The sequence below is a fragment of the Azospirillum sp. genome, from assembly GCF_035628975.1.
In the GTDB taxonomy this organism is placed as follows: Bacteria; Pseudomonadota; Alphaproteobacteria; order Azospirillales; family Azospirillaceae; genus Azospirillum.
In genome coordinates, this window is the sequence record NZ_DASPIS010000087.1 from 12,352 (window position 1) to 38,533 (window position 26,182).

Consider the following 26,182-nt stretch of genomic DNA (forward strand, 5'->3'; position numbering starts at 1 on the left):
CCTTGGCGATCTAGAAGATCGGATCGTGGACCGTGAAGCGCAGGTCCTGCACCATCGTGTCGAGAACGAGGAGACTGTCTCCGCCGCCGAAATCGATCCGCACACCGTCTCCCAGCGCGACGACATGCTCCGCCCGCCATGCCGCCGTGCCGATGGCCGCCTCGAACCCTTTCAGGATGATGACGTCCAGGGACGGGTCGACGGTGGTCAGCACGTCGGCGCCGCTGCCCGGGGCGAAGAAGAACTGGTCGCTTTCGCCATCCCGTTCGGCCAGCAGCACGTCATCTCCCGCACCGCCATCGACGATGTCGCGTCCCGCCCCCGGAACAAGGACGTCCCGGCCGAACATGCCGTACAGACGGTCGGCGCCCTCCGCCCCGTCGATGTGGTCCGCGCCGGCGCCGCCGTTCAGCCGGTCGTCTCCGGCGCCGGCCAGGATCCGGTCGTTGCCGCCCAGGCCGTGAATTCTGTCCGCGCCATCCTGCCCCAACAGCGTGTCGCCGCCTTCGGTCCCCTTGCGGATGTCGTCCGGTTCCGCGCCACCCGGCGCCGCGATGACGCCCATCAGCTTCGCCGTGTGGTCCCAGTAATCGGCCCCGCTTCCGGCGGGAAGCTCCGCCAGCACGATGGTGCCGTCCGTCGTGCCGTCGGACAGGAAGAAGCGGTCGATCCTGGCTGAATAGTCGCGGTCGAACCCCAGCACGCCGTCAGCGAACTCCCCGAGCAGCGTGTCGCCGTAGGCTCCCCCGGCCGTCTGCCACAGCTGGCGGGTGCCTTCGGATGTTCCGTCGGTCACCCACAGGCCGGCGGGGCTGGTTCCGCCGTGATCCGTCAGGAAGAAGGCGCGGTTGCCGGCGAGTTCGATGTCCCCATACATCCAATCGTTCTGATGGAGCTGGGAGGTCCCCTGGGGCGTGCCGTCGGTCACCAGCAGGCGTTGGGCCCCCGACCAATAATTCTCGTCCAGGAAAAGCAGCCGGTCGCCGTCTTCACCGGCACTCCCCTGATCGAGCCAGCCGAGCGGCCGGGCGAGGTCCTGTCCCGCCAGGTAACTCGCCGTTCCCGTGGCGGCGTCCAGCACGCCGATCCTCGATGCGGCACCCTGTTCGACGCGGTAGGTGTCCATGTCGCTCGTAAACATCACTTGGCCGTTGCGCAGTCCGGCGACGCTGTCGAGGTCCCAGCCCTGCATCGTCAGGTCGCCAAGATACCGGGTGCCTTGCTGCGTGCCGTCGGTGGCCCAGAAGGTCGAATGACGGAAGGCGATCGGCCACTCCATGCTGCCGGTCCACTCGGTCACGGTCGTGACCGAGGCGACGAGCCCGTCGGGCGTGGCGGCATAGCGGACGGCCCCGCCGCCGTCGGGAACGAGTTCCGTGAAGGCCGTCGCGGTGCCGCCTGCATCGACGAAGGTGAGCTTGGACGGCCAGGATGCCGATCCCTCGTGGAAGGCCAGCCCTCCGTCGGGCATGCCGACCAGCGTGATGCCCTGGGACCATGGGGGGCGCGGCGCCATCTCATGGAAGAGGCGGGTTCCCGCGGCGGTGCCGTCGGAGCTCCAGATGCCATCCTGTGCCCCGCCGTCCGCATGCAGGTAGAGCCGGCCATGGGCGCCCGTCAGCGCCGACGGAGAGGCCCCCTGGGTTCCCGGCATGAGGTCCGCCACCATCCGCGTGCCGGCCGTGGTCCCATCGCTCACCCAAAGCTCGCGGCCATGAATGCCGTCGTCGGCGGTGAAGAACAGCCGATCGCCGACCACCGTCAGGTCGTCCGGGGTGCTGGATGCGGCGCCGGCCGCGGCATCGAACAGCCGGGTTCCGCCGCCTGTGCCGTCGGTGACCCAGAGCTCGCGGCCATGCACGCCGTCATCCGCGGTGAAGAACAGCTTGCCGCCGGCGACGACGGAATCGCTGGGGGCGCTTCCCTGCTCGCCCGCCCTGATGTCGGCGAGCAGGCGGGTCCCCGATGGCGTGCCGTCGGTGATCCAGGGCTCGGTTCCCGTGTTTTGCAATGTGGCCGTGAAAACAGCGATCTTTGCCTGTGCCATGCCCCCTCCAATCGGATGAAGCATTGCTTGAGGAGGAACAAGTCATGCTGTGACAATTTTTAGACTAGGCAACACAGAGCATGTAAAAAACGAAAAGAGACTTTGTCTTTTTGATTTCTTGCCATTTTCAAATTGAAATTGCTGTGGCATCGGTGCGTCTTGTCAAGAACAATGCTTCGACAGGCTCCGGTTCTGCAAATGGAATTGGAGCGGATAGCAGCCGACCCGACTCCTTCCGGATGGCTCAGGACGTCCGGACAAGAAAAAGGCCGCTGCCAGGAAGGCGCGGCCTTTAGTTCAGGTTCGGGAGGAAACGATGAACCTGGAGAGACCATAAGGCCCTACAGATTAACGCACTGTGAATGGCCTCACAGGTCTGTGCCTATACTACTTTATTGCAATGGCTTCGAATCGGCTGGTGGTTCTCATCGGCAGGTGCGGAAAGCTGCGGTCAGACAAGCGCCATCTGCCGGAGAACCTCGTTGCTGCCGCGCCAGATCATGTCGAGGGCGACATAGGTGATGATGAGCAGGCCGACCCAGCCGATCCAGCGGTGCTTGTGCAGCGCATGGGCGATCATGTTGGCGGCCGCACCCATCAGCACGACCGACAGCACCAGCCCGATCACCAGGATGGTCGGATGCTCCTTGGCGGCACCGGCCACCGCCAGCACATTGTCCAGCGACATCGACACGTCGGCGACGACGATCTGCCAGATGGCCGCCCCGACCGTGGTGGCGCCGGCCGCCGCGACGGCGGCATTGCCGGCAGAACCGGCGGTCGCGACACCGCCGGCATCGGGCATGCTCATGGCCTCGTCGGGAGCGACCTCGTCCTCGCCATGGCTGCGCAGTTCGCGGAACATCTTCCAGCAGACCCACAGCAGCAGCACGCCGCCGGCCAGCGTCAGGCCGATGATCGCCAGCAGCTGCGTGGTGATGAGGGCGAAGAAGATGCGCAGCACGATGGCCGCGGCGATTCCCCAGAAGATGACTTTGCGGCGCTGGGCCAACGGCACCGCGGCGGCGGCCATGCCGACGACGATGGCGTTGTCGCCGGCAAGCACGAGGTCGATGGCGATCACCTGAAGCAACGCGGCGAGGGCGTCGGCCGTGAACAGATCGGTCATATGGTGCTTTCCTCTTACATCGGGCAAGAGAGTGGCACCCAAGGGAGCCGATCCGGACATACGGAATGAACGCTGCCGGCAGGCACGGGTCGGGGCCACTCTGAACGTCTTTCCAGTCCGACATCACAGTTCGACGAACTGTCAGAGGGGCCCGGCCTGGCAGGGCCGACCTTTAGACGAACGGTTCGCACATGACAATTGCGGTTTGGCCGCAACGGCCATGCAGCGGACGGCATTCGGCGCGGAAAAGCTCCCGGCCGCAAAACGGCGATTTTCATCCCGTGCTTAGCGGCGGCCGCCGGCGGTGGTAGAACCGGGTGAACCCCCTGTGTTTCACCCGCCGGAGGGAAGGCATGGCCCGGTGGCCGCGGTCCACTCGTCCTTCATCCGAAACAATTGAGCGAAACCGCCGTTTCCGCGGCCTGAACCCGGCGTTGCGCATCCACGCGGCGGGCGGATGGAACAATGAAACAGGCCCGGAAAACCGTTCCACAGCGTTTCAAACGTTCCATCCGGGGCCAGTCCTGATCCCCGCGTCAGGCCGCGCGGACCTCGCCGATGAAGGCCTGGATCCGCTCGCGCAGGCGGTCGGAGTCGCGGGACAGGCTGTCGGCGGCGCCCAGCACTTCCCCCGCCGCCTGACCGACCTGCCCGGCGGAGCTGCTGACCGCGGCGATGTTGCCGGTCACCAACTGGGTTCCCTGTGCGGCCTGCTGGATGTTGCGGCCGATCTCCTGGGTGGCGGCGGTCTGCTGTTCCACCGCCGCGGCAATGGCGCCTGCGATGGAATCGACGTCGTTGATGGTGCGGCCGATGGTCTGGATCGCCGTTACCGTGCCGTCGGTCACCGTCTGGATTTCGGCGATCTGGCTGCCGATCTCCTCGGTAGCCTGGGCGGTCTGGGTGGCGAGCGCCTTCACCTCCTGCGCCACGACGGCGAAGCCCTTGCCGGCCTCTCCGGCGCGCGCCGCCTCGATGGTGGCGTTCAGCGCCAGAAGGTTGGTCTGGCTGGCGATGTTCTGGATCAGGCTGACCACGTCGCCGATCTTCTGGGCCGCATGCACCAGCCGGGCGACCAGCGCGTTGGTCCGCCCGCCTTCCTCGACTGCGTTGCGGGCGATGGCGGCGGCGGCGTTGACCTGCCGGCCGATCTCGCCGATGGAACTGCCCAGCTGTTCCGACGCCGCGGCGACGGTGGCGACGTTGGCGGAGGATTGCGCCGTGGTGGCGGCGACGGTCGAGGCCTGCTCCGTCGTGTGGGAGGCGATGGCGGTCATGGTCTCGGCATTGCCGCGCAGGTGGCGGGCGGCCGACGCCACCGCCTGCACCACGTCCTGCACGTCGGCGTCGAAGCGGTCGGCCAGCGCCCGCATGGCGGCCTGCCGGTCACGCTCGGCCTGCAGCTTCTGCGCCTCGCGCTCCTCCTGCAGGCTGCGCATGGCAAGGCCGTTGCTCTTGAACACCTGCAGCGCGCGGGCGAGCAGCCCGACCTCGTCCCGGCGCGCCGCGCCCTGGATTTCGACCGCGAGGTTGCCGTCGGCGATGGCCGTCATGTCGGCGACCAGCCGGTGCAGCGGCCGGACGACGAAGGCCACGATGATGGAGCCGAACAGGCCGAAGGCGACCAGAAGACCGACGCCGGCGACCGCATACAGGCGGGTCATGACGCTGGAGGACAGGGCCAATGCCCGCTCCTCGGCGCGCTTGGTCTCTTCCAGGCTGTGGTCCACCCGCTCCGACAAGGCCATGGTCAGCTTCTGCCGGACCGGGCGGCCGACGTCGATCGACACGCGGATCGCGCTGTCGGTGTCGTAGGCCCGCGCCAGATCGACCGCCTTCTGCGACACCCGCTCATACTCGCCGACGATGGACTTGATCCCGGCAATCGCCTCGCGGTCGGCCGGGGCGTCATAGGCGGCGGCGAGGCGGTCGATGGCGGCGGTCGCTTTGCCGATGTTGTCCTTGTAGGTCGCGAAGGCGGCGTCGATGCGCTCGCGCGTGCCGGCGACCAGCGCGTTGGATTCCGCGTCCATCGCGTCGCTCATGGCCGACTGAATCGCCAGCGCCGCCGACAGCCGTCCGGCCACCACATCGGTCACACGGCTGGTGGAAGCGGTCAGGTCGATCAGCGCCGACCGGGCGGTCCAGACCACGCTTCCCATGACGGCAAGCAGCAGGACCGCCGGGATCAGCAGCTTATGGACCAGTTTCCGGTCGGAAAACCAGCGGTGCAGGGCCATGGCGTATCTCTTTCCGAAGATATGAAGTGGGCCGAGTGGGGGCTTTCTGCCCAAGGCAACCGGCGGCAGCGGGAGCAGGAAATCCCCGGCCCGAATAATTGCTATGCGATTGCTTCGACTGGAATATGATAGACAATAGTTTGTATCCGAACAAACAGTTTTTCTTGCCGACCGTGTGGCCCGCACCGGCGAATTGTGTCCGGGGACTACTCCAGCGACGCCATGGTGATTGTGTTCGGGCAGATGCGGCCATGGTCCTCGCGGGCGGCCCCGGCCAGCAGCCGGCTGCAAGCGCGGGCCTTGCGGCAATGCATGCACACCCGCGCGAGGTCGTTCATGACGTCACCTTGCTCGGCCTCCAGCGTGGCGCCGTCCAGGCCATGCAGGGCGAGCGCGGCCGGCAGCAGGCTTTGCACATGGCCGCCGCGGGCAAGGGCCGGCAGGTCACCCTCGGTCAGCCCGGCGTCCTGCAGCACCGCCTTGCGGTCGAGCGGCTCCAGCGCCGCCAGCGCCTGCATCTGGCGCCCGCCGCGCCAGCGCGCCAGCAGCGACGCGCACCAGCCGCCGCGGGCGATGGTGCGGGCGGGAGCGGCGGCGGATGTGTGAAAGGAGATCGGCATGATCGGCACCCTCTAATTGATCGACCGATTAATAAAGTCGCAACAGGGGTGGAGATGCCTTGATGCAGATCAGTTTTGCGCGTGACGGGGCGGGCGAGGGGGCCGGCGCCCCCTCAGGGTGCCGGTGCCAGCATGCCGGCGGTGACGAAGCTGGTGATCGCCTTCAGGATCTCCTCCGGATCGTCCAGGTTGACGATGCCGGGCGCCATCTCCTCCAGCCGGTGGGTGTCGGAGAAGGCGTAGAGATAGGCGCCGATCATCAGCGTCATCCGCCAGTAGACGTCCTTTTCCGACAGATGCGGCAGGGCGTCGCGCAGCGTCTCGGTGAACAGGCGGGTCGAGGTTTCGTAAGCCTCGTTGCGCAGCTTGTAGGAGATTTCCGGCGGTTCGGTGTGCAGCCGGGCCTGCAGCCGCATGAAGGTGCGGCCGGCCGCGGTGGAGCGCATCGACAGGGCCGGCATCAGGAAAGCGCGGACGATGTCCGCCACCGCCGGGGGCTTGCCGCTGCGGCGCAACTCCTCCAGCCGCTGCATGCGGTCGTCGGCGATCTGCCGGCCGCGGCGCAGGAAGACCTCTTCGAACAGGCCGTATTTGGAGCCGAAGTAATAGTTGATCAGCGCCTGCGTCACCTGGGCGGCCTCGGCGACGTTGCGCAGGCTAGTGCCAGCATAGCCGAGGTTGGCGAACTCGATCTCCGCCGCGTCGAGGATCTCGTCGCGCACGTTGCTGACGCCTTCCGGACGGCCGGGGCCGGCCCGGCGGCGTTGCGCCGGGCGTCCCCTTTTGCCTGCCGATTCCGTCGGCGCCGCCTCCGGTTCCGGGGCCGCCTTGGACTGTGAACTCGCTGATTTCATGGCTTCCGCGGAGGAATCGTCCCTGTCGCGGACACGTATATCATCCTTGGGCAAGGGCGCATCCACTCCTTTCACCCCGTCACAGCGACAGCACACGCTCTGCGGGTACGACGTCGCCGTATTTCTGGGCGATGTCGAACAGGTTGGCCTCGTGCGGGGCAATGGCCCGGTCGCCGACGCAGTCGGACAGCACCACCGGCCGGAAGCCGTGGCACATGGCGTCCACCACGCTGGCCCGCACGCATCCCGACGTGGTGCAGCCGGCGACCAGCAGCGTCTCCACCCCCATCCGCGTCAGCCAGGGGGCGAGGCCGGTGCCGAAGAAGGCGGACGGGTTGGTCTTGCGCACCACCAGCTCGCCCGCGGCCGGCGTCAGCTCCGGGACGATGGCGCTGGCCGGGGCGTCCTCCGTCAGCGTCAGCATGCCCGGCACCTTGATCGAGAAGACCGTGGCGTCCGATCCGTCGTCGGCATAGACGATCCGGCTGTGGGCAACCGGCCAGCCGCGTTTGCGCGCCTCCTCCAGCACCGTCACCGTGCGGGCGATGGCGGCGGGGATGTTGCCGCCGCCGAACACCGCCGGGTCGGCGAAGCCGTTGACGAAATCCACGATCAGCAGGCCGATCCGCCCCTGGATGCCCAGCGATTGGCCGAAGCCCTGGCGCTCGTAGACCGCTTGGGTCGGCTCGCTCATGCCACGGACTCCCGTTCCAGAAGACGGCCCTCACGGACCACCTCGCGGCCGTCGAGCCGGACGGTGCAGTTCCGCATGGGAATGTCGATGTGGCAGGCGGTGGTGCGCGACCCGCCGCCCTCGTTGTTCGGCCCCATGGAGAACAGGAAGTTGCCGGCGAAGGCGCGGGCGTCCATGCCGATGGTGCCCTCGCGGTCGTACAGGCCCAGCGTCGACCAGCGCGCCCGCTTCTGCAGGCCCCAACCGATATGGGAGACGGCGTAGGCCTCCGGATCGTCGAAGACCTCCATGTAGTCGTTCAGCAGATCGGCATCCATCCCGCCGGTGATCGAAGTGACATAGCCCTTCTCCACCGCCATCTCGATGCGTTCGGTGACGTAGGACTTCATCGGCAGCAGGATGTCGCCGCGCTCCAGCACGACGCGGCCCTCCGCCTTGCCCTCGTTGGGGAAGGTCAGGCCGAAGCCGCTCGGCCAATGGTCCCAGCGGCCGGGCTCGTCGACGAAGCCGTATTCCTGGATCGCCGGGAACTCGCCCAGCGGCAGCCGCAGCTCGGTGCCGGCGGCCGAGGTGACGGTCATCTCCTTCGTCCCCGACAGCAGGGCGGCGGCCTTGGCCACGCGGGCCTTGTCCTCCAGGCTGGGCAGCAGGCGGACCAGCACCTCCGGCGGTTCGACGGCCAGCAGGATGCGGGTGCCGCTCTCCAGGATTTCCGCCTGTTCGGGCGAGAACAGCAGCGTCATCAGGTCGAGAACGATGTCGCTTTCCTTCAGCGCCGCGATGGCGGCGCGGTTCCCGGTCAGCGGCGTGGTGCCGAGATAGGCCAGGCTGTCGCGGCTGTGCGCGAACTCGGCATTCATCGGCGGCAGGTCGAGCCGGTTCACCACCGCCCCCATCATCCCGGCGGCGATCCGCGCGGTCTGCAGGGTCTGCGGGTGGGTGTTGGCGCTGGTCAGCAGGGTGACCGTGTTCCCGGGCTTCAGGTTGGACAGGGTGAGGACATGGGTCCAGGCGCGGACCATGTCGGCATCGCTGACGGACATCGCGGGGGTCCTTTCTGTTGGGGGTCAGACCGGCTTGCCTAGGAAATTGCCGAACGCGCGGTAGAAGCCGTCCTCGTTGTCCCAGGGGATCATGTGCCCGGAGTTCTCCACCCGGACGACGCCGATGGCGGGGTTGAGGTCGCGGATCTCCGCCTCCTCGTCCGGCAGGATCACGTCCCCGCGGCCGGCGGCGATCAGCAGAGCCGGGCAGCGCACGCGCGGCAGATCGGCGTGGATGTCGTCGGTCCGGAAGCCTTCATAGGCGGTGACGATGGCCCGCTCGTCGCAGGTGTGCAGCCATTCCGCGCGCAGGCGCAGCTGTTCGTCGGTCCAGGTCGGACAGAAGGGGCGCATCGCCTCCAGATCGGCGCCCTGCGCCATCAGGCGGATGGAATCGACATACCAGGGAAGCTGCGCCGGGTAGGGGCGGCGGCCCGGTCCCGACACCGGCGGATCGACCATGACGAGGCAGCCGGGCTCGGCTCCATGACGGCTGACCGCGCGCAGCCCGATGCGCGCACCCATGGAGTGCCCGACCAGCGCATAGTCCGCCAGCCCCAACTCCGCCGCGAAGGCGACCACGTCGGTGGCCATGGCGTCCAACCCGTAATCGAGCGTGTCCGAGGCTTCCGACAGGCCGCGTCCCCGCACGTCCAGCACATAGGTGTCGAAGTTGCGGCCGAAGCGTTCTGCGACGAAGCCCCAGGTCGGCGCCGGGCTGGTGATGCCCGGAACGATCACCACCGGGCGCCCGGCGCCGCCATAACGCAGGTAATGCTGGCGGATGCCGTTGGCGCGGATGTTGGCGCCGTATTGGAAGGTGCTGTCCATGCCGTTCTCCCTCAATAGGCGCCGGACAGCAGCGCACCGGCGCCGGGCACCGCCGTCTTAAGGTCCAGCGCCTTCAGCATGGCGTAGGTGGTGGCGACGGCGGCGGTGATCACCGGCTTGCCGGTCATCGCCTCCACCTTCGCGATCACCGGCAGCGACGGCATCTGTACGCAGGCCGACAGCACGATGGCGTCGACGTTGCGGGTGTCCATGCCGGCGACGATCTCCGGCAGGCGTTCCGGGTCATGGCGGCCGACTGCGATGTTGTCGGGGATCTCCAGTGCCCGCCAGTCGGCGACCTCCACCCCCTCATGCTCGATGTAGTCGATGACCAGCTTGGTCAGCGGCTTCATGTAGGGGGCGACCAGCGCTATGCGCTTGGCACCGATGACGGGGAGCGCGTCGACCAGGGCGCCGGCGCTGGTGATGACCGGAGCCGGCGCGCCGTTCTCCGCCGTGCGGCCCTGGAGCCGTTCCTGCGAGACGCGGTGATAGCCGCGGCCCATGCTCATGATCGCGACGAGGCAGGCATAGCCCAGCACATCGACGCGGGCGTCGGTGAGTTCCAGCGCGCATCGGTCGGACTCGGCGTCCATCGCCGCCAATTCCTCCTTCGCGACCGTCTTCATGCGCATGCGGCTGGAATGGAAGGTGAAGCGGGTGCCGTGCGCCAGCGCGTGGGCGGTCAGCATCGCCGGGATCTCCGTCTCCATCGTGGTGTTGGAGCTGGGGACGATCTGGCCGATGCGGTAAGTGCGGGTGGTCATTGCGGGCGTCCCTCAGGCGGCGAGTTCGGAAGCGGCGGCGACGCCGGGGCGGAATTTGCGGGCGTCGTACTCGTAGACCCAGTTGGCCTGGATGCCGGTGGCCTGCGGGTTGATCAGGCCGCGCAGCCAGTAGACGAAGTCGCGCTTGGCCTGGGCGAGCGGCGAGGGCAGGTGGTAGGTCCGCCCACGCTCCCGCGCCTCCAACTGGACCCGGCTGGTGCGGGGCAGCCGCTCGCGCTCATAGTCGCGCAGGGCGGCGGGCACGTCGCGGCCGTGGCCCTCCAGCGAGGCGGCCAGCACATAGGCGTCCTCGATCGCCATGGCGGCACCCTGCGACAGGAAGGGCAGCATCGGGTGGGCGGCATCGCCCATCAGCGTCACCCGGCCCTTCGACCAGCCCGTCATCGGATCGCGGTCGAACAGGCCCCATTTGTAGACCGTGTCCACCCGCTGGAAGAGCGTCTCCACATTGCGGTGCCAGCCCTGGAAGGCGCTCAGCAATTCGCTGCGGCTGCTGGGGGCGTTCCAGCTTTCCTCGACCCATTCGCTGGTCTCGGCGACCGCGACGATGTTCACCGCCTTGCCGCCGCGGACATAGTAGGTGACGACGTGGCTTTTCGGGCCGAACCAGAAGGACGCCTCCGGCGCCACGAAATCCACCGGGCCGCCGACCGGTACGACGGCGCGGTAGCACATGTGTCCGGTGAAGCGCGGCGCCTCCGGCCCGAACAGGGCGGTGCGCACGGCGGAGCGCACGCCGTCGGCGCCGACGATCAGGTCGGCCTCGAACTCGCTGCCGTCGTCGAAGGTGGCGACGGCGCCGTTCGGCTCCTGCCGGACGCCGGTGCAGCCGACGCCGAAGGTCGCGATCGACTCCGGCACCACCGAGGCGAGGATGGCATGCAGGTCGGCGCGGTGGATGTGGATGAAGGGCGCATCGTACAGCGTCGGGCAGTCGGTCAGCGGCGTGCGGAAATTCTCCCGCGCCGTGCGCCAGTTGCGCCCGACCAGCGCTTGCGGCAGGAAGCCCGCCTCCAGCATCTTGTCCAGCAGGCCCAGGGTCTTGATGACCTTGACGGCATTCGGCGTCATCTGGATGCCGGCGCCGATCTCGCCGAAGCCGGCGGCGCGCTCGAACAGGCGCACCTCGAAGCCCCGTTGCAGCAGGCACCCGGCCAGCGCCACGCCGCCGATTCCGCCGCCGACGATTCCAATCCGCAGTTTGCTTCTCACTCTATCCCTCCTTCAGGGAGACGCCGATAATTAATCGGCCGGCTGTTTAATTAATATTGGCCTGGGCCGCTAGCGATTTGGTGGGGTGCTGCCCCCTCCCCGACCCTCCCCCGCTTTGCGGGAGAGGGAGCACGCGCAGAGCGGCGGCAGTCCCCTCTCCTGCGAAGCGGGGGAGGGTTAGGGAGGGGGTCTAACGCCGCACAGCTTCACCCGCCGAGATAGGCCTTCAGCAACTCCGGGTCGCCGCGCAGTTCCGCAGCCGGGCGGGCGGCGGCGATGCGGCCGGTCTTCACCACATAGGCGCGGCTGGCGACGGCCAGCGCGTTATGGATGTTCTGTTCGACCAGTAGCACCGTGACGCCATGGGCGTTGATGGCGCGCACCACCTCGAACACCTCTTCGGCCATGCGTGGGCTGAGGCCCAGGCTGGGCTCGTCCAGCATCAGCAGGCGCGGTTCCGACATCAGCGCGCGGGCGATGGCCAGCATCTGTTGTTCGCCGCCGCTGAGCGTGCCCGCCATCTGCCGGGCCCGTTCGCGCAGGCGCGGGAAGCGGTGGAAGGCCATGCCCATGCGGGTGCGCACCTCGTCCTTAGACCGGCAGAGATAGGCGCCGAGCGCGATGTTCTCTTCCACCGTCATGCCGGGCCAGACGTGGCGTTCCTCCGGGCAATGGGCGATGCCGGCGGCGACGATCTCCTCCGGCGGGCGGTTGGCGATCGATTTGCCGTTCCAGGCGATGCTTCCCGACCGCGCCTTCAGCAGGCCGGAGATGGCGCGCAGCGTCGTGCTCTTGCCGGCGCCGTTGGCACCGATCAGCGCCACCGTCTCCCCGGCATGGACGTCGAGCGAGATGCCGTGCAACGCCGCGGTGCTGCCGTAGGAGACATGCAGGTCCCGCACCCGCAGCACCGGTTCGGCCGTGCCCGCGGTTGCGTCCGGGGCGTCCATCGTGATCGCGCTCATGCCGCCGCCTTGCCGAGATAGGCCTCGGCGACCATCGGGTTGTCCAGGATCGCGCGCGGTTCGCCTTCCGCCAGCATCTGGCCGAAGTTCAGCACGACGATGCGCTCGCACACCCCCATGACCAGCTCCATGTTGTGTTCGACGATCAGCAGCGACTGCACCGCCTTGCCGACCAGCGTCTTCAGCGTTTCGCCGAACTGCATGGCCTCGTGGCTGTTCAGGCCGGCGGCGGGTTCGTCCAGCATCAGCAGGGTCGGCTTGGCGGCCAGCGCCACGGCGACCTCCAGCAGGCGAAGCTCGCCGCAGGACAGCAGATGCGCCGGGGCGTTCATGCGGCGGGACAGGCCCATGGTCTCGACGATGGCGGCGGCGCTCTCCCGCGCCTCCCGTTCGGCGCGGCGGACCGTCTCGCCGGGGAAGAAGGTGGCGAGCAGCGACTGGCGGCCTTCCATGTAATGGCCGGTCAGCACATTCTCGAACACCGTCAGCCGCTTCATCACGTTGGTCTTCTGGAAGCTGCGGATCAGGCCGAGCCGCGCGATGGCGTGCGGCTTGTGGCTGGTGATGTCGGTGCCCCTGAAGAAGACCCGGCCCTCGGTCGGCGTGTAGAAGCCGGTCAGCATGTTGAAGCAGGTGGTCTTGCCGGCGCCGTTGGGGCCGATCAGCCCGACGATCTCGCCGGGACCGACCGCGAACCCCACCTGCTTCACCGCGGTGATGCCGCCGAAGCGCATCGTCAGGTTCTCGGCCCGCAGAAGCGGCTCGCTGTTGCGGAGGGCGGTCATACGGTGCGCTCCTCGATGGCGGGGGAGAGGGACGGGGTGTCGCCGCGCTGTTCGCGACGCCGGGCGATGAAGCCCATCAGGCCGTTGGGCAGGAACAACACGATCGCCATCACGATCAGCCCGAACAGCGACAGGCGCAGCTCCTGCAACTCGCGCAGATATTCCTCCAGCAGGGTGACGATGACCGCGCCCACCACCGGGCCCAGCAGCGTGCCCTTGCCGCCCATCAGCACCATGATGATGATCGTCGCCATGAAGGCGAAGCGGAACACCTCCGGGCCGACGAAGGAGATGTAGAAGGCATAGAAACCGCCGGCCAATCCCGCCAGGAAGGCGCCCAGAACGAAGGCCTGCATGGCGGTGCCGAAGGGGTTCACGCCGATCGACTGCGCGACGTAGCGGTTCTCGCGCACCGCCACCGCAGCCCGGCCGGCGTTGGAATAGACGAAGCGGTAGGACAGGTAGAAGGTCAGCGCCGCCAGCCCCAGCACGATGGCGAGGAAGGCGCTTTTGTCGGCGATGCCGCCCTGGCCGACGCCGGCCAGCCCCATCGGGCCGTTGGTCACCGCGATCCAGTTGTTGGCGACGATGCGCAGCACCTCGGCGAAGGACAGGGTGACGATGACGAAGTAGGGCCCCTGCAGGCGCAGCGTGATGGCGCCGATGGCAAGCCCGAACAGCGCGGCCACCACGCCCGCCGCCGGTATCGCCGCCCACATCGGCCAGCCGGCATTCACCGACAGCAGCGCCGCGGTGTAGGCGCCGGTGCCGAGGAAGGCGGTGTGGCCCAGCGAGAATTCGCCGACATAGCCCACCACCAGGTTAAGGCTGTTGGCGAGGATGGCGTAGAAGATCGCCATGATGGCGAGGTGCAGGATGTACTGGTCGGTGATCGCGAAGGGCAGCAGCGCCGCCAGGACCCCGAGGCCGAGCAGGATGTTGCGTTCGAGCGTCATGTCAGGCCCTCTCCGCCCGGATCGAGAACAGACCCTGCGGCCGCAGCACCAGGATCAGGATGACCAGCAGGAAGCCGATGATGTCGACCATGCCGGTGGCGACATAGCCGCCCCACAGCGCCTCGGCGACGCCCAGCAGCAGGCCGCCGGCGATGGCGCCGGGGAAGCTGCCCATGCCGCCCAGGATCACCACGACGAAGCTCTTCAGGCTGACCAGCCCGCCGACCGACGCCTGCGCCGAATAGATGCTGGCCAGCAGCATGCCCGACAGCGCCGACAGGGTGCAGCCCAGCGCGAAGGTCGCGGCATAGACCTGCTTGGTGCGGATGCCGGCGAGGCTGGCGGCCATCGGGTCCTGGAAGGTGGCCCGCATGGCGCTGCCCAGCCGGGTGCGGTGGATGATGGCATGCGCGCCGACGATCAGCGCGATGCCGATGACCATCGCGAGCAGCCGCATCTTGGTGATGGTGACGGGGCCGAGGAAGATCGGCCCTTCGGTGATGGCGCGGGCGACCTTCAGCGGCGCCGGGCCGATGGCGAGCAGGGTGATGTTGACCAGGAAGATCGACAGCCCGATGGTCAGCAGGATGCCCGGCTCCTCGCCCTGGCCGCGGACGCGCTCGATCAGGAAGCGGTCCACCAGCCAGCCGAAGCTGCCGATCGCCAGCGCCACCAGCACCAGGCCCGAGAAGAAATCGAGCCCGAGGTAGGTGGTGACGAACCACCCCACCACGCCGCCCAGCATGTAGAATTCGCCATGGGCGAAGTTGACCACCCGCATCAGACCGAAGATCAGCGTCAGCCCCAGCGCCGACAGCGCATAGAAGACGCCGACCACCAGCCCGTTGGTCAGGAATTGCAGGAACAGATCCATTGCAGTCTCAGCCTCGCTCGTCGCGTGGGGCATGGGGTGTGGGGCCGTGCCGCCTCACTGCGGCGCTTCGACCGGAGAGGAGGCGACGACCTTGGGCGTCCCGCCTTCGATACGCACCAGCACGGCGTCGAAGCCATAGGCCTGGCCCTTGGCGGTGAAGCGGTATTCGCCGTTCGGCGCCTTGTAGTCGGTCTTGCCCAGCGCGGTGCGAATGGCCTCGGCGTCGGTGCTGCCGGCCTGCGCGATGGCCTGCGCGGTGATGTTCAGCGCGTTGTAGCCGGCCGCGCCATACTTGCCGGGCTTCACCTTGTACTTGGCCTCATAGGCCTTCACGAAGTCCTGGTTGCGCGGGGTGTCGACGCTGGAGACGTAGGGAACGGCGGCATAGATGCCTTCGGCCGCGTCGCCGGTCAGGTTGATGAAGTCGGCGGTCGCCCAGGAGCCGACGCCGAACACCTTGCTCTGCACGCCCATTTCCTGGAGTTGCTTGACCAGGATCGAGCCGTCCTGCGTTTCCGCCGCGACGAAGATGCCGTCGGGCTTGGCGGCGCGCAGCTTGGTCAGCAGGGTGAAGAAATCGGTGGAGCCGTGGTCGAAATACTCGGTCAGCGCCGTCTTCACGCCCAACGCCGACAGGTCGCGGGAGAATTCCTCCACCCCGCCGCGGCCCCAGTCGTCGTTGACGCCGACATAGGCGACGGATTTCAGCTTCAGGTCGTTGGCGAGGATCTTGGCGAAGGCCTTGGCCATCAGCGCATCGGTTTCGGCGGCGCGGAAGAACCAGGGATTGTTCTGTTCGGTCAGGGCGGCGCTGGACGACACGCCGGTCACCAGCGGAATCTTGTATTTCGCCGCCACCGGCATGATTGCCGCGGTGGCGGAACTGCAGAAGGCGCCGACCAGGACGGCCACCTTGTCCTTCTGCACCAGCTTCTCGACCGCGTTGACCGAGTTGGCGGGGGCGCATTGCCCATCCTCGATCACCAGCTCGACCGGCTTGCCGAGCACGCCGCCCTTGGCGTTGATCTGCTCGACCGCCAGCTTGGCGCCCTCGACCACCGATTTCCCGTTATAGGCGACGGAGCCCGTCAGCGGCTCGACGAGGCCGATCTTCACGCTGTCCTGCGCGTTGGCCGGACCCGATGCGGCGATACCGGACGCGGCGACACCGGCCGCAAGCGCGCATCCCAGAACATAGCGGTACATCTCTAACCCTCCTGTCCCTTGGGGAATGTGTGGAATTGGTCGTGATCCCACGCCCGAGCGGGTGCCGGACCTGCCGGAGACGCGCGCAGGGATTGCCCCCATTCGGGGTGCTTATGCACCGTATTCCATACGGTTAGGCGATTTTATTATTCGCCCAATTAATTCTTGTTCCAACGTTAACGAGGGCCGGCGCCCCCTGTCAATCCTGATTCTTGGCCCTCTTGCCGGCCGGATGGGAGGATTTCACGCTGCGACGCAAAATACGGGCCAGATCGGGCAACTGGCGGAACGTGGCGGTTCCCGCGGTCCATGGCCGTGGGCAGATGGAAGATCAGGGGGATGGGAGTGCCCAAAATCCGCGCATGCACATGCATTCCAGGCAGGCCGCCCAAATCCTGGGCAGCTGCCGGAGTGAAAGGACGGTGGCGTGGCGGAGGGGTCAGCCCGCTGCGGCCATCAGGGCGCGGTAGGCCATCTGGTCTTCGTGAAGCCGCAGAAAGACGCTGTATTTGGCGTCGTGGTAGGCGCGCAAACGCCCTTCGGCCGGCGCGATGCTGCGGCCGGCGCGGGTCATGCCGGCCATCCCGGCGGCGATGTCGGGGAAGGCGCCCGCCGCGACCGCACCCAGCACGGCGGACCCCAGCAGCACCGCCTCCGGTTCCTCCGGCAGGACCAGGGTGCAGCCGGTGGCGTCGGCATGCGCCTCCAGGAACACCGGATTCTTGGTGCCGCCGCCGCAGGCGAGGATGGTGTCGATGGCATAGCCGGTGTCGTTCATCGCCGCGACGATGTGACGGGTGCCGTAGGCGACGGCCTGTACCGTCGCCAGATAGAGCAGGGCCAAATCCTCCAGCCCATCCGACAGGCGGAGCCCGCTGACGGCGCCGCGCAGGCTTGCATCCGCGCGAGGCGAGCGGTTGCCATGGAAATCGGGCAGCACATGCAGGTCGCGGGTCAGCATCGCCATCGGCCCGCCGCTGCGCCCGGCCAGCGCGGCCAGTTCGTCGTTCAGCAGTTGGTAAACGGTAGTGCCGCGCCGGGCGGCCTCGGCGGCGAGATCGGCATGGCGGGGATGGCCCTGCACCACATGGTCGATCAGCGCGCCGGTCGCCGACTGCCCGCCCTCGTTCAGCCACAGCCCCGGCAGCATGGCGGAGTGGTAGGGACCCCAGACGCCGGAAATGAAGCGCGGGGCGGCCGGGCTCATCACCATGTGGCAGCTCGACGTGCCGCCGATCAGCGCCAGCCGCCGATCATAATCGATGGCGTCACCGGCGGATACAGGGGCGCCGATGACGCCGATCCCGCCGGCATGGGCATCGATCATGGAGGTGCCGACGGCGAGGCCCGGCGTCAGGCCAAGTTCGCGCGCCGCCTCCACGGTCAGCCCGCCGCCGATGGCGCTGCCGACCGCGCCGACATCGGTGCCGATGCGGGCATGCCCCTCGTCGACCAGATCGCCGAGCCCGATGGCGCGAAGATAGGCATCGTCCCACCGGCCCTCATGACCCAGATAGGTCCATTTGCACACCAGCGAGCACAGCGACCGCCGCGTTGCCCCGGTCGCCCGCCAGGTCAGGAAATCCGGCAGGTCGAAGAAATGGGCGGCGCGGCTCCAGCTTTGCGGAAGATTCTTCTTCAGCCACAGCAGCTTGGGCGTCTGCATCTCCGGCGACAGCCTACCGCCGACATAGCGCAGAACCTCATGACCGCCGGCATTGATGCGGTCGGTCTGGTCGATGGCGCGGTGGTCCATCCAGACGATGACGTTGCGGGCGTCGTCGCCCTCCGGATCGACCGTCACCGGCCGCCCGGCGGCGTCCAGCACCACCAGCGAACAGGTGGCGTCGAAGCCGATGCCGACCACCTCCGGCCGTTCGCCGCAACCCTCCATCGCCTCGCGCACGGCAGCGCAGACCGCGCTCCAGATGTCGTCGGAGGACTGCTCCGCCCAGTCCGCTTCCGGCTTCCACATCCGGATCGGGCGCGATGCGGCGGCCAGCCGGTGGCCGGCAAGGTCGAAGATGCCGGCGCGGGCGCTGCCGGTCCCCACATCCACCCCGATCACGGCGCGCGTCATGGCATGTCCTCCGTCCGACGCTTGGAGTGCGATCGCTTCAGACGGAATCGTCTGAAGCGTGAATCGCACGGAAAATCAAAAAGCTACAGGCTGGCGCAGAACGCCTCGAAAGCCTCGCGGCTGGCGTAGGATTTCTGGGTGCCCGGCCGGGTGATGCTGTCGGCGGCATAGCGCACCGCCATGTGCAGCGCCGCGTCAAGGTCGCGGTTCTCCACATAATAGCGCGCGAAGCTGCCGATGAAGGCGTCGCCGGCCCCGGTGGTGTCCACCGGCGTGACCCGCACCGGTTCGATCCGCCGCGTCTCCTCGCCCTTCGTCACCAGCAGGGCACCGCGCGCTCCCAGCGTGACGATGACGGTGCGGATGCCGCGGTCGATCAGGGAGCGCGCCGCCGTCTCGGCCTCCGTCTCAGAATTCACGGCCAAGCCGGAGATGGTCGCCAGTTCCGTCTGGTTCGGCACCAGGAAGGTGACCTGTTCGATCCGTTTGGGGTCGAGATCGGCGGGTGCCGGGGCCGGATTCAGCAGGGTTTCGATGCCGTGTCGCGCGCCGAACTCGATGGTGTGGTAGATCGTCTCCAGCGGGACTTCCAACTGCATGACGATCAGGTCGCAGCCCTTCAGATCGTCGCCCGCGCGGTCGACGTCGGCCGGCGACAGCAGGGCGTTGGCGCCCTTGATGATCAGGATGCTGTTCTCGCCCGACGGCTCGACGAAGATCGGGGCGACGCCGCTGGAGGTGCCGGGAACCCGCTCGACATAGCGCGTGTCGATGCCCGACGCCTCGAAGTTGCGGATGGTATTGTCGGCGAAGATGTCGTCGCCGACCTTGGTGACCATCATCACCTCGGCCCCCAGCCGGGCGGCGGCGATGGCTTGGTTGGCACCCTTGCCGCCACAGCCCATCTCGAAGCGCGGCGCCTCGATGGTCTCGCCGGGGCCGGGCATGCGGGCGGTGTAGGTGATCAGGTCGACCATGTTGCTGCCGACCACGGCGATCTTGCCCATCTTTGTGTCTCCTCTCACAGCGCCCTAAAATCACAACGCCCGGATGGCGCATTCCTCGGCTTCGGCCTCGTCGGCGGTCAGGTAGCCCAGGCGGACGGCGAAGCGTCGCGTCTCGCCGCCCGCCAGTTTCTGGACATTGCCCTTCATCGCCTCCGCATTGTAGCCCTCCGGTTCGCAGGTGGAGGGCAGGGCGAAGGCGCAGACCTTCTGGTCGCTGTTGACCAGCACCCAGCGCACCGTCTTGGGGAACTCCCGCGTGCTGTAGGCGATGTGGAAGGCGTCGCCCTCGCGCCGCCGCATCATCACGGCGGTGCCGCCCTCCTCGTCGGTGCGCAGGCCGCGGATGTAGAAGACCTGCTCCGGGTCGTAGCGCTCGGGCTCGTCCAGCACCTCCATCACCGCGGGATCGCGGGCGAGGTCGGACAGCAGCGCGTCATAGGCCGGACTGCGCGGCACATGGGCCGGCACCACCGTGCGCACCGCCGTCGCCTCCGGCGTGAAGGGGGCCGGCTGGATGATGCGCGCACCCTCGGCGAAGGCGAAGTTGACGTGGCACATGTACATGAGATCCATGGCCGCACCCGACAGGTTCTCCACCTCCATCCGGATGTCGAACAGGGCGGAGCCGGGGCGCAGGACCACGCGCGGGCGGGCGGCGTAATGGGCGCCGAAGCCCATCACATATTCGCGCCGGCCTGTCACCGCCATGTAGGGGCCTTCGTCGTCCTCCCCCACCTCCAGCCCGGCGGCATCCATCGGCGCGCAGGGCATCTCGCCATGCAGAAGGTGGCTGTCCTGCGGACCGGGGCAGCCGTTGCGCAACAGCCCGGAATGGAAGGCGAAGCAGCCATAGGTGCCGACGATCTCGGTGGCCGGACGCGGCATGTCGAACATGTTCGCCATGGTCAAATCGACGCCGTCGAACACGGCGTCCCACACCATCTGCCCGTAATAGGGCAGCACCACCAGATGGCCGCGCCGGTTGGACAGCCGCACCGCCTCGATCCCGCTGTCGTAGCGGAACAGGCTGGCGGTCATGCCGTACGCCTCGGCGACCGGGCGCTCCGCCTCGCCGAAGAAGCTCTTGCGGAAATGGATTGCGGTCCGGACGTTCATGGGTGGTCCCCCCGTAGAAGCATGCTAGCGGGTGCGGTTCTTGTAGGCGTTGATCACGATGACCAGCAGCAGGAACGCGCCCCAGATGAAGTCGATCAGGTGGTTGGAAAAGCGCAGGATCTGGAAGCCGCTCGACAGCAGCATCAGCGCCACCACGGCGATGGTGATGCCTAGAACCGTGCCGCGCCCGCCGGCCGGGTTGGTGCCGCCCAGCACGGCGATCAGCACCGCCTGCAGCAGGTAGGAGTTGCCGTAGTCCGACTTCGCCGCATTCGTTCGCCCCGACAGGATGATCCCGGCGACCGACGCCAGCACGCCGGTCAGCATGTAGCTGTACAGCACCATGCGCTCCCGCTTCAGCCCGGCGAACAGCGCCGCCTTCGGATTGGTGCCGATCAGCATCAGGTTGATGCCCAGCGCGGTGCGGGTCAGCATGAAGGCGATCAGGGCGGCGATGGCGGCGAACAGCACGAAGGGCGTCGCCAGCCCCAGGATCTTGCCGTTGCCGAGGAAGGCCCAGGCGGTGGGGAAGCCGACGATGGCCGGCCCGCCGGTCAGCACGATGGCGAGCCCGGTGAAGACCTGTCCCGTTCCCAGTGTCGCCAGGATCGGCGTGATGCCCATCCGGGTGATCAGCAGCCCGTTCACCGTCCCCGCCACCAGCCCGGTGCCGAGCGCGATGACGCCGCCGAGCAGGACGGTCAGGATGCCGGTGTCGGCGATGCCGGCCGCCCCCGCCATCTTGTGGAACAGCACGCCGGCCAGGATGCCCGACAGGTTGGCGACGCCGACCACCGACAGGTCGATGCCGCCGGTCAGCATGGCGATCATCATGGCGATGGAGAGCAGTCCCAGTTCGGGGAAGATGTAGGTGATGGACTCGAAATTGTAGTAGCGCAGGAACTTGTCGGGGCTGAGCGCCGTCATCACGGCGAAGATCAGCACCGTCATCACCAGAAGCTGGACGATGTTGTTGTCGCGGTTGACCAGACTGCGGATGTTCATCTGTGCCTTCATGGTCCGCCTCCTCACGCCATCCGGCGACGGTCGCGCCAGGCCGACAGGGCGGTCGCGACGATGACGATCAGACCCACGGCGACGAGCTGCCAGGTGGTGTCCACTTTCATGATGATCAGGCTGTTCTTGACCATCACCAGCATGAAGACGCCGAGCATGGTGCCGAGGACGCTCCCCCGCCCGCCGAAGATCGACGCCCCGCCCAGCACCACCGCGGCGATGACGTCCAGCTCCAGCCCGACGAAGTCGCGCGGGTTGGCCAGCCAGATCATGCCGCTGTGCAGAAGCCCGGCGAAGCCGGCCAGCGCGCCGGCGACGCAGTAGATGAAGAAGATGGTCTTGCGCAGGTCGAAGCCGGCGCGCCGCGCCGCCTCCGGATCGCCGCCCAGCGCATAGGCGCTGCGGCCGATCATGGTGTAGCGCAGCACCAGATGCATGGCGACGGCCAGCCCCAGATAGATCAGCACCATCGCCGTCAGGCCGTAGGTGGTGCCGTCGGCCTTGGTCACGCTGATCACGTCGGTGCGGGCGAAGTCGATCAGCGCGGTCGGCATCTTGTTGATGTTGATCATGCTGGTGCCGACGACGCCGAGCAGGAAGCCGCGCACCATGGCGCTGGTGCCCAGCGTCACGATCAGCGGGATCATGCGGAACTTGTAGACGAAGAATCCGTTCACCGCGCCAAGCAGCAGACCCATGAGCGTGGCCGCCAGCAATGGCAGCACGACGCCGTTGTATCCCAGCGCCAGCATGCCCTTGATCGTCAGATACATGGCGGCGACGGCGAAGGCCGGGAAGGACACGTCGATGCCGCCGGAGATCAGCACCAGCAGCACGCCCAAGGCCATGATGCCGATGATGACGTTGCTGCGCATCAGGCTGAACAGGTTGTCGAGCTGCCAGAAGGCAGGGTTGATCGTGCCGATGAGGACCATGGCGAGCAGCAGGATGCCCGCGATGACCGTTTCCGACCGGCGGAGCAGGGCCATCGGTTCCTCCCCTAGGTAAAGGTCTTGAGCCGGTCGCTGACCGTCTCTTCGGTGACGTCGGCGGCGGGCAGATCCTCGATGAAGCGCCCGCGATGCATCAGCACGATGCGGTTGCAGTTCTGCACCAGCTCCGGCACGTCGTCGGAGATCATCAGGACGGCGAGGCCGTGATGCTGCGCCAGCTCCCGGATCTTGGCGTGGATTTCGGCCTTCGATCCGACATCGACGCCGACGGTCGGGCCGTTCAGGATCAGCACGCGGGCGTCGGTCAGCAGCCAGCGGGCCAGAACCACGCGCTGCTGGTTGCCGCCCGACAGCTGCATCACCGGCTTCTCGGCGGTGGGGGTGGCGATCTGCATGGCGCGGACCATGCCCTGCGTCATCTCCTCCGCGCGGTCGCGGTCGATCACCAGCTTGCGCGCCAGCCGTTCGTAGGAGGTGGCGAGCATGTTGCGCTTGATGCTCTGCGGCAGGAACAGCCCTTCGGTCAGCCGGTCCTCCGGCACATAGGCAATGCCGGCGTCGATGGCCTCCTGGGTCGAGCGCATCCGCACCGGCGCGCCGTCGATCAGGATTTCGCCTTCATAGCGCGGGACCATGCCGAACAGGGCAAGCGCCAGATCGGTGCGACCGGAGCCCAGCAGGCCCGACAGCCCGACGATCTCGCCCGGCCGGATGGCGAGGCTCAGCCTCTCGCATTTGCCGGGGACGGTCAGGCCGCGGATCTCCAGCCGCGGCACCGGCGGCGGACCGGGGGGCGGGGTCCAGACATAGGGTTCGCTCAGGATGTCGCTGCCGGTCATGTGGCGGGTGATCGACGCCTCGTCGAAGTCGCCGGTCGGCCCCTCCGCCACCTTGCGGCCGTTGCGGATCACGGTGATGCGCTCGCTGATCTCCAGCATCTCGCGCATCTTGTGGCTGACGAACAGGATGGCGATGCCGCGCGCCTGGATGTCACGGACGATGCGGAACAGCGTCTCGACCTCCTTGCGGGTCAGGGCCGTCGTCGGTTCGTCCATGATGATCAGGCGGGCGTCGGACATCAGCGCGCGGGCAATGGCGACCAGCTGCTTGCCGGCGGTCGGCAGCGACGCGACTTCCGCATCCAAATCCAGTTCCACGCCCAGCCGGTCGACCGCCTCGCGGGCGATGGCGCGGGTGCGCCGCCAGTTCATCAGGCGCCGCTTCTCGCCCAGATGGACGTTCATCGCCAGATTCTCGGCGACCGTCAGATTCCCGAACAGGGAGAAGTCCTGGTAGATGACCTGGACGCCGTGGGCGATGGCGCCGATCGGCGTCATGCCCGGAACCGGCTTGCCGTCGATCAGCATCTCGCCGCCGTCCGGCTGGTAGACGCCGGACATGATCTTGATGACGGTGGATTTGCCCGACCCGTTCTCTCCGGCCAGGCAATGGATCTCGCCGGGCTTGATGACCAGGGACATGGCGTCCAGCGCGACGACGCCGGAAAACACCTTCCGGATGTTCCGGAGTTCGATGAAACCGTCTGACATGTCTTCCGCCCGGCGGTTCGAGGAAAGGATGAAGACGGGGGCGCCGGCAGCCGTCCTCCGGCCATCGGCGCCCGCCTTCAGGTCATCAGAAGTCGTAGGCGTCCATATTTTCCTTGGTCACGCCGACCCAGCCCTGGCCGTACAGCAGGTTGGCCTTGGCGCCCTGCGGCGTGGTCAGATTGGTGTAGCCGGGCAGGCCCAGGTTCAGGCCGGCCTTGATCTGGTCCTTCTTCCCGTCCAGGGCCATCACCGCCATCATGTTCATGGCATAGCCGGCGACCGCGGGATCCCAGAACTGGATGTACTGGATGTCGCCCTGGGCCAGATACTGGCCGGCGACCGAAACCAGACCGGTGCCGGAGAAGAACAGCTTGTTCTTCAGGCCGCGCTCGGCCACCAGACGCCCGGCGCCGGCCGAGGTCGGCATCGGGCCGCCGATGATGCCCTTCAGGTCCGGATAGGTGGTCAGGACTTCCTTCAGCTTGTTGTAGTCGGTGTTGGCGTCGTCATAGGTCTCCAGACGGTTGGTCACCATCTGCATCTTGGGGAAGTTCTGCTTCTGGTAGGCGATGGCGCCGTCGATCCACTCGTTCTGCGACTTCGAGGTCAGGCTGCCGACGGTGCAGACATACTTGCCTTCGCCGCCCATCGCCTTGCCCAGCACTTCCATCAGCTTGGCGCCATAGGCGAAGTTGTCGAAGGCCTCCAGCACATAGTCGGCGTTCTGGATGTTCGACGCCTCATGCGCGATCACCACGATGCCGCGGTCGCGCGCCTTCTTCAGCACCGGCTCCACCGCCTCGACCGAGAAAGGGACGATGGCGATGGCGTCCACGCCCTGGGCGATCAGGTTTTCGACCAGCTGGACCTGCGCCGCCGCGTCGGCCTGGCTCGGTCCGACCATCCAGGTGTCGTGGCCGGTGTCGCCGGCGAACTGCTTCACGCCGTCGCGCATGCGGTCGAACCAGGCGATGCCGTCGACCTTCACCACGGTGGCGATGGAGTATTTCTTCTTGGTGGCGTCGGACTTCAGCGTCTTGACGGCATCCGGGGTCGGAACCGGATCGGCGGCCATCGCCGGCCCGGAGACCAGCGACGCGGCGACGATGAGCGAAGACAGCAACTTCTTCATGTTGGCGTGACTCCCATGGCAGGCGATGTGCGCCGCCCGGTGGGGGAGGGGAAACCTCGATCCACCGGCGGTGCCGGGGTGTTTGCCACCCCCTTCCGCGTTCCGTTTTTGATGATGCCGTGCCGGCTGGAACGGACGGAACACCCGCCCCACCGGCACGCTGTGCGGCGAGGGCCCGCGGCGTCAGCCGCCGACGATCGCCACGCTGGCGCTGGCGCCGATGCGCGAGGCACCGGCCGCGATCATGCGGCGGGCATCCTCGGTCGTCCGCACGCCGCCCGACGCCTTGACGCCCATCTCGTCGCCGACGGTGCGGCGCATCAGCGCCACATCCTCGACGGTGGCGCCGCCCCCGGCGAAGCCGGTGGAGGTCTTGACGAAATCGGCCCCGGCCTCCTGCGACAGGCGGCAAGCCAGAACCTTCTCGTCGTCGGTGAGCAGGCAGGTCTCGATGATGACCTTCAGCAGGGCGTCGCCGCAGGCTTGGCGGACCGCGGCGATGTCGTCGCGGACCTCCGCGGTCCGGCCGGCTTTCAGCAGGCCGATGGGGATCACCATGTCGACCTCGCGGGCGCCGTGGCGGACCACCCATTCGGCCTCGTCGGCCTTGATGGCCGTGGGGTCGGCGCCGAAGGGGAAGCAGATCACGGCGCAGGGCGCCACCGGCGATCCGGCCAGCCGCTCCGTCACCAGCGGGATGAAGACCGGGTTGACGCAGACCGCCTTGAAGGCATGCGCGCGCGCCTCGTCGCACAGCCGCTCGACATTGGCGGGCTGGGCGTCCGGGCGCAGGATGGTGTGGTCGATGAACGGAGCCAGACCGGCCGACTCCGTCGGGACGCTGGGAACGGGCATCTTGGTCCTCCCGGGGAGGCCCTTTTCGCCGGGCCTCTCCTCGATTGTCGCCGGAATGCCAACATCTCGCGTATTGATGTTAACATCATAACATTTTCTGAAAGGATAGTTTCACGCTGCCGCGCAGTGTGTCAAGATCAATGCATGCGATTGTGAGTTTGGCTACGGCCATGCCGTTCCAGGCATCGCGCCATTGGGATTAACCCGTTTGGATTGTAGGGTGCGGCC

23 protein-coding genes are annotated in these 26,182 nt (G+C 67.5%); all 23 read right to left on the bottom strand.

What is annotated here, in order from left to right:
* Nucleotides 1-10: 10 nt before the first annotated feature.
* Nucleotides 11-2,047: an ELWxxDGT repeat protein gene (locus tag VD964_RS18885; RefSeq protein ID WP_324870061.1), complete on the bottom strand. Its 2,037-nt coding sequence runs from the start codon at nt 2,045-2,047 to the stop codon at nt 11-13.
* A gap of 451 nt (nt 2,048-2,498) precedes the next feature.
* Nucleotides 2,499-3,176, bottom strand: a complete 678-nt coding sequence (locus VD964_RS18890) for a TerC family protein (RefSeq protein WP_324870062.1) — start codon at nt 3,174-3,176, stop codon at nt 2,499-2,501.
* A 536-nt stretch (nt 3,177-3,712) separates the two neighbouring features.
* A complete protein-coding gene (locus tag VD964_RS18895) occupies nt 3,713-5,416 on the bottom strand; it encodes a methyl-accepting chemotaxis protein (RefSeq protein WP_324870063.1) in 1,704 nt (567 codons plus the stop codon).
* 206 nt (nt 5,417-5,622) lie between these two features.
* Entirely contained in the window at nt 5,623-6,036 is a 414-nt protein-coding gene (locus tag VD964_RS18900; RefSeq protein WP_324870064.1) for a hypothetical protein, read from the bottom strand.
* 113 nt (nt 6,037-6,149) lie between these two features.
* Entirely contained in the window at nt 6,150-6,890 is a 741-nt protein-coding gene (locus tag VD964_RS18905; RefSeq protein WP_324870065.1) for a TetR/AcrR family transcriptional regulator, read from the bottom strand.
* A gap of 79 nt (nt 6,891-6,969) precedes the next feature.
* Complete coding sequence (locus tag VD964_RS18910; RefSeq protein WP_324870066.1) at nt 6,970-7,584, bottom strand: isochorismatase family protein; 615 nt, start codon at nt 7,582-7,584, stop codon at nt 6,970-6,972.
* Nucleotides 7,581-8,627, bottom strand: coding sequence for a 2,5-dihydroxypyridine 5,6-dioxygenase (locus VD964_RS18915; RefSeq protein ID WP_324870067.1), 1,047 nt, complete (start codon nt 8,625-8,627; stop codon nt 7,581-7,583). Before VD964_RS18915 ends, VD964_RS18910 begins: the two co-directional genes overlap by 4 nt.
* Nucleotides 8,628-8,651: 24 nt before the next feature.
* The gene (locus VD964_RS18920) at nt 8,652-9,458 is read right to left on the bottom strand and encodes an alpha/beta hydrolase (protein WP_324870068.1); all 807 of its coding nucleotides are present in this window, start codon (nt 9,456-9,458) and stop codon (nt 8,652-8,654) included.
* 11 nt (nt 9,459-9,469) lie between these two features.
* Nucleotides 9,470-10,225 carry an Asp/Glu racemase gene (locus tag VD964_RS18925; protein WP_324870069.1) on the bottom strand — a complete coding sequence of 252 codons (756 nt, stop codon included), beginning with the start codon at nt 10,223-10,225 and terminating at the stop codon, nt 9,470-9,472.
* Nucleotides 10,226-10,237: 12 nt separating this feature from the next.
* Nucleotides 10,238-11,458 carry an FAD-dependent monooxygenase gene (locus tag VD964_RS18930; RefSeq protein ID WP_324870070.1) on the bottom strand — a complete coding sequence of 407 codons (1,221 nt, stop codon included), beginning with the start codon at nt 11,456-11,458 and terminating at the stop codon, nt 10,238-10,240.
* Nucleotides 11,459-11,664: 206 nt separating this feature from the next.
* On the bottom strand, nt 11,665-12,423 hold the full coding sequence (locus VD964_RS18935; RefSeq protein WP_414637207.1) for an ABC transporter ATP-binding protein: 759 nt from the start codon (nt 12,421-12,423) through the stop codon (nt 11,665-11,667).
* On the bottom strand, nt 12,420-13,208 hold the full coding sequence (locus tag VD964_RS18940; RefSeq protein WP_324870071.1) for an ABC transporter ATP-binding protein: 789 nt from the start codon (nt 13,206-13,208) through the stop codon (nt 12,420-12,422). Before VD964_RS18940 ends, VD964_RS18935 begins: the two co-directional genes overlap by 4 nt.
* Complete coding sequence (locus VD964_RS18945; RefSeq protein WP_324870072.1) at nt 13,205-14,164, bottom strand: branched-chain amino acid ABC transporter permease; 960 nt, start codon at nt 14,162-14,164, stop codon at nt 13,205-13,207. The genes VD964_RS18940 and VD964_RS18945 overlap by 4 nt, the downstream gene beginning before the upstream one ends.
* Before the next feature lies 1 nt (nt 14,165).
* Nucleotides 14,166-15,038 (bottom strand): branched-chain amino acid ABC transporter permease, encoded by an 873-nt coding sequence (locus VD964_RS18950; RefSeq protein WP_149225037.1) that lies wholly within the window; start codon nt 15,036-15,038, stop codon nt 14,166-14,168.
* Nucleotides 15,039-15,092: 54 nt separating this feature from the next.
* Entirely contained in the window at nt 15,093-16,244 is a 1,152-nt protein-coding gene (locus tag VD964_RS18955) for an ABC transporter substrate-binding protein (protein ID WP_324870073.1), read from the bottom strand.
* 439 nt (nt 16,245-16,683) lie between these two features.
* Nucleotides 16,684-18,324, bottom strand: a complete 1,641-nt coding sequence (locus VD964_RS18960) for an FGGY-family carbohydrate kinase (RefSeq protein ID WP_324870074.1) — start codon at nt 18,322-18,324, stop codon at nt 16,684-16,686.
* Between the two features lie 83 nt (nt 18,325-18,407).
* Nucleotides 18,408-19,331, bottom strand: coding sequence for a ribokinase (rbsK, locus tag VD964_RS18965; protein WP_324870075.1), 924 nt, complete (start codon nt 19,329-19,331; stop codon nt 18,408-18,410).
* A 30-nt stretch (nt 19,332-19,361) separates the two neighbouring features.
* On the bottom strand, nt 19,362-20,447 hold the full coding sequence (locus VD964_RS18970) for an aldose 1-epimerase family protein (protein WP_324870076.1): 1,086 nt from the start codon (nt 20,445-20,447) through the stop codon (nt 19,362-19,364).
* 24 nt (nt 20,448-20,471) lie between these two features.
* Entirely contained in the window at nt 20,472-21,464 is a 993-nt protein-coding gene (locus VD964_RS18975; protein WP_324870077.1) for an ABC transporter permease, read from the bottom strand.
* A gap of 11 nt (nt 21,465-21,475) precedes the next feature.
* Entirely contained in the window at nt 21,476-22,453 is a 978-nt protein-coding gene (locus VD964_RS18980; protein ID WP_324870078.1) for an ABC transporter permease, read from the bottom strand.
* Between the two features lie 11 nt (nt 22,454-22,464).
* Nucleotides 22,465-23,967 (bottom strand): sugar ABC transporter ATP-binding protein, encoded by a 1,503-nt coding sequence (locus tag VD964_RS18985; protein WP_324870079.1) that lies wholly within the window; start codon nt 23,965-23,967, stop codon nt 22,465-22,467.
* Between the two features lie 85 nt (nt 23,968-24,052).
* On the bottom strand, nt 24,053-25,099 hold the full coding sequence (locus tag VD964_RS18990) for an autoinducer 2 ABC transporter substrate-binding protein (protein WP_324870080.1): 1,047 nt from the start codon (nt 25,097-25,099) through the stop codon (nt 24,053-24,055).
* 183 nt (nt 25,100-25,282) lie between these two features.
* A complete protein-coding gene (deoC, locus tag VD964_RS18995) occupies nt 25,283-25,954 on the bottom strand; it encodes a deoxyribose-phosphate aldolase (RefSeq protein WP_324870081.1) in 672 nt (223 codons plus the stop codon).
* Nucleotides 25,955-26,182 lie beyond the last annotated feature (228 nt).

Coding starts and splice junctions, on each gene's coding strand:
- VD964_RS18895 (WP_324870063.1), bottom strand. CDS start 5,416: ATGGCCCTGCACCGCTGGTTTTCCGACCGGAAACTGGTCCATAAGCTG.
- VD964_RS18985 (WP_324870079.1), bottom strand. CDS start 23,967: ATGTCAGACGGTTTCATCGAACTCCGGAACATCCGGAAGGTGTTTTCC.
- VD964_RS18935 (WP_414637207.1), bottom strand. CDS start 12,423: ATGAGCGCGATCACGATGGACGCCCCGGACGCAACCGCGGGCACGGCC.
- VD964_RS18940 (WP_324870071.1), bottom strand. CDS start 13,208: ATGACCGCCCTCCGCAACAGCGAGCCGCTTCTGCGGGCCGAGAACCTG.
- VD964_RS18975 (WP_324870077.1), bottom strand. CDS start 21,464: ATGAAGGCACAGATGAACATCCGCAGTCTGGTCAACCGCGACAACAAC.
- VD964_RS18915 (WP_324870067.1), bottom strand. CDS start 8,627: ATGTCCGTCAGCGATGCCGACATGGTCCGCGCCTGGACCCATGTCCTC.
- VD964_RS18970 (WP_324870076.1), bottom strand. CDS start 20,447: ATGAACGTCCGGACCGCAATCCATTTCCGCAAGAGCTTCTTCGGCGAG.
- VD964_RS18955 (WP_324870073.1), bottom strand. CDS start 16,244: ATGTACCGCTATGTTCTGGGATGCGCGCTTGCGGCCGGTGTCGCCGCG.
- VD964_RS18980 (WP_324870078.1), bottom strand. CDS start 22,453: ATGGCCCTGCTCCGCCGGTCGGAAACGGTCATCGCGGGCATCCTGCTG.
- VD964_RS18990 (WP_324870080.1), bottom strand. CDS start 25,099: ATGAAGAAGTTGCTGTCTTCGCTCATCGTCGCCGCGTCGCTGGTCTCC.
- rbsK (WP_324870075.1), bottom strand. CDS start 19,331: ATGGGCAAGATCGCCGTGGTCGGCAGCAACATGGTCGACCTGATCACC.
- VD964_RS18920 (WP_324870068.1), bottom strand. CDS start 9,458: ATGGACAGCACCTTCCAATACGGCGCCAACATCCGCGCCAACGGCATC.
- VD964_RS18900 (WP_324870064.1), bottom strand. CDS start 6,036: ATGCCGATCTCCTTTCACACATCCGCCGCCGCTCCCGCCCGCACCATC.
- VD964_RS18925 (WP_324870069.1), bottom strand. CDS start 10,225: ATGACCACCCGCACTTACCGCATCGGCCAGATCGTCCCCAGCTCCAAC.
- VD964_RS18950 (WP_149225037.1), bottom strand. CDS start 15,038: ATGGATCTGTTCCTGCAATTCCTGACCAACGGGCTGGTGGTCGGCGTC.
- VD964_RS18910 (WP_324870066.1), bottom strand. CDS start 7,584: ATGAGCGAGCCGACCCAAGCGGTCTACGAGCGCCAGGGCTTCGGCCAA.
- VD964_RS18945 (WP_324870072.1), bottom strand. CDS start 14,164: ATGACGCTCGAACGCAACATCCTGCTCGGCCTCGGGGTCCTGGCGGCG.
- VD964_RS18905 (WP_324870065.1), bottom strand. CDS start 6,890: ATGAAATCAGCGAGTTCACAGTCCAAGGCGGCCCCGGAACCGGAGGCG.
- VD964_RS18890 (WP_324870062.1), bottom strand. CDS start 3,176: ATGACCGATCTGTTCACGGCCGACGCCCTCGCCGCGTTGCTTCAGGTG.
- deoC (WP_324870081.1), bottom strand. CDS start 25,954: ATGCCCGTTCCCAGCGTCCCGACGGAGTCGGCCGGTCTGGCTCCGTTC.
- VD964_RS18885 (WP_324870061.1), bottom strand. CDS start 2,047: ATGGCACAGGCAAAGATCGCTGTTTTCACGGCCACATTGCAAAACACG.
- VD964_RS18960 (WP_324870074.1), bottom strand. CDS start 18,324: ATGACGCGCGCCGTGATCGGGGTGGATGTGGGGACCGGCAGCGCCCGC.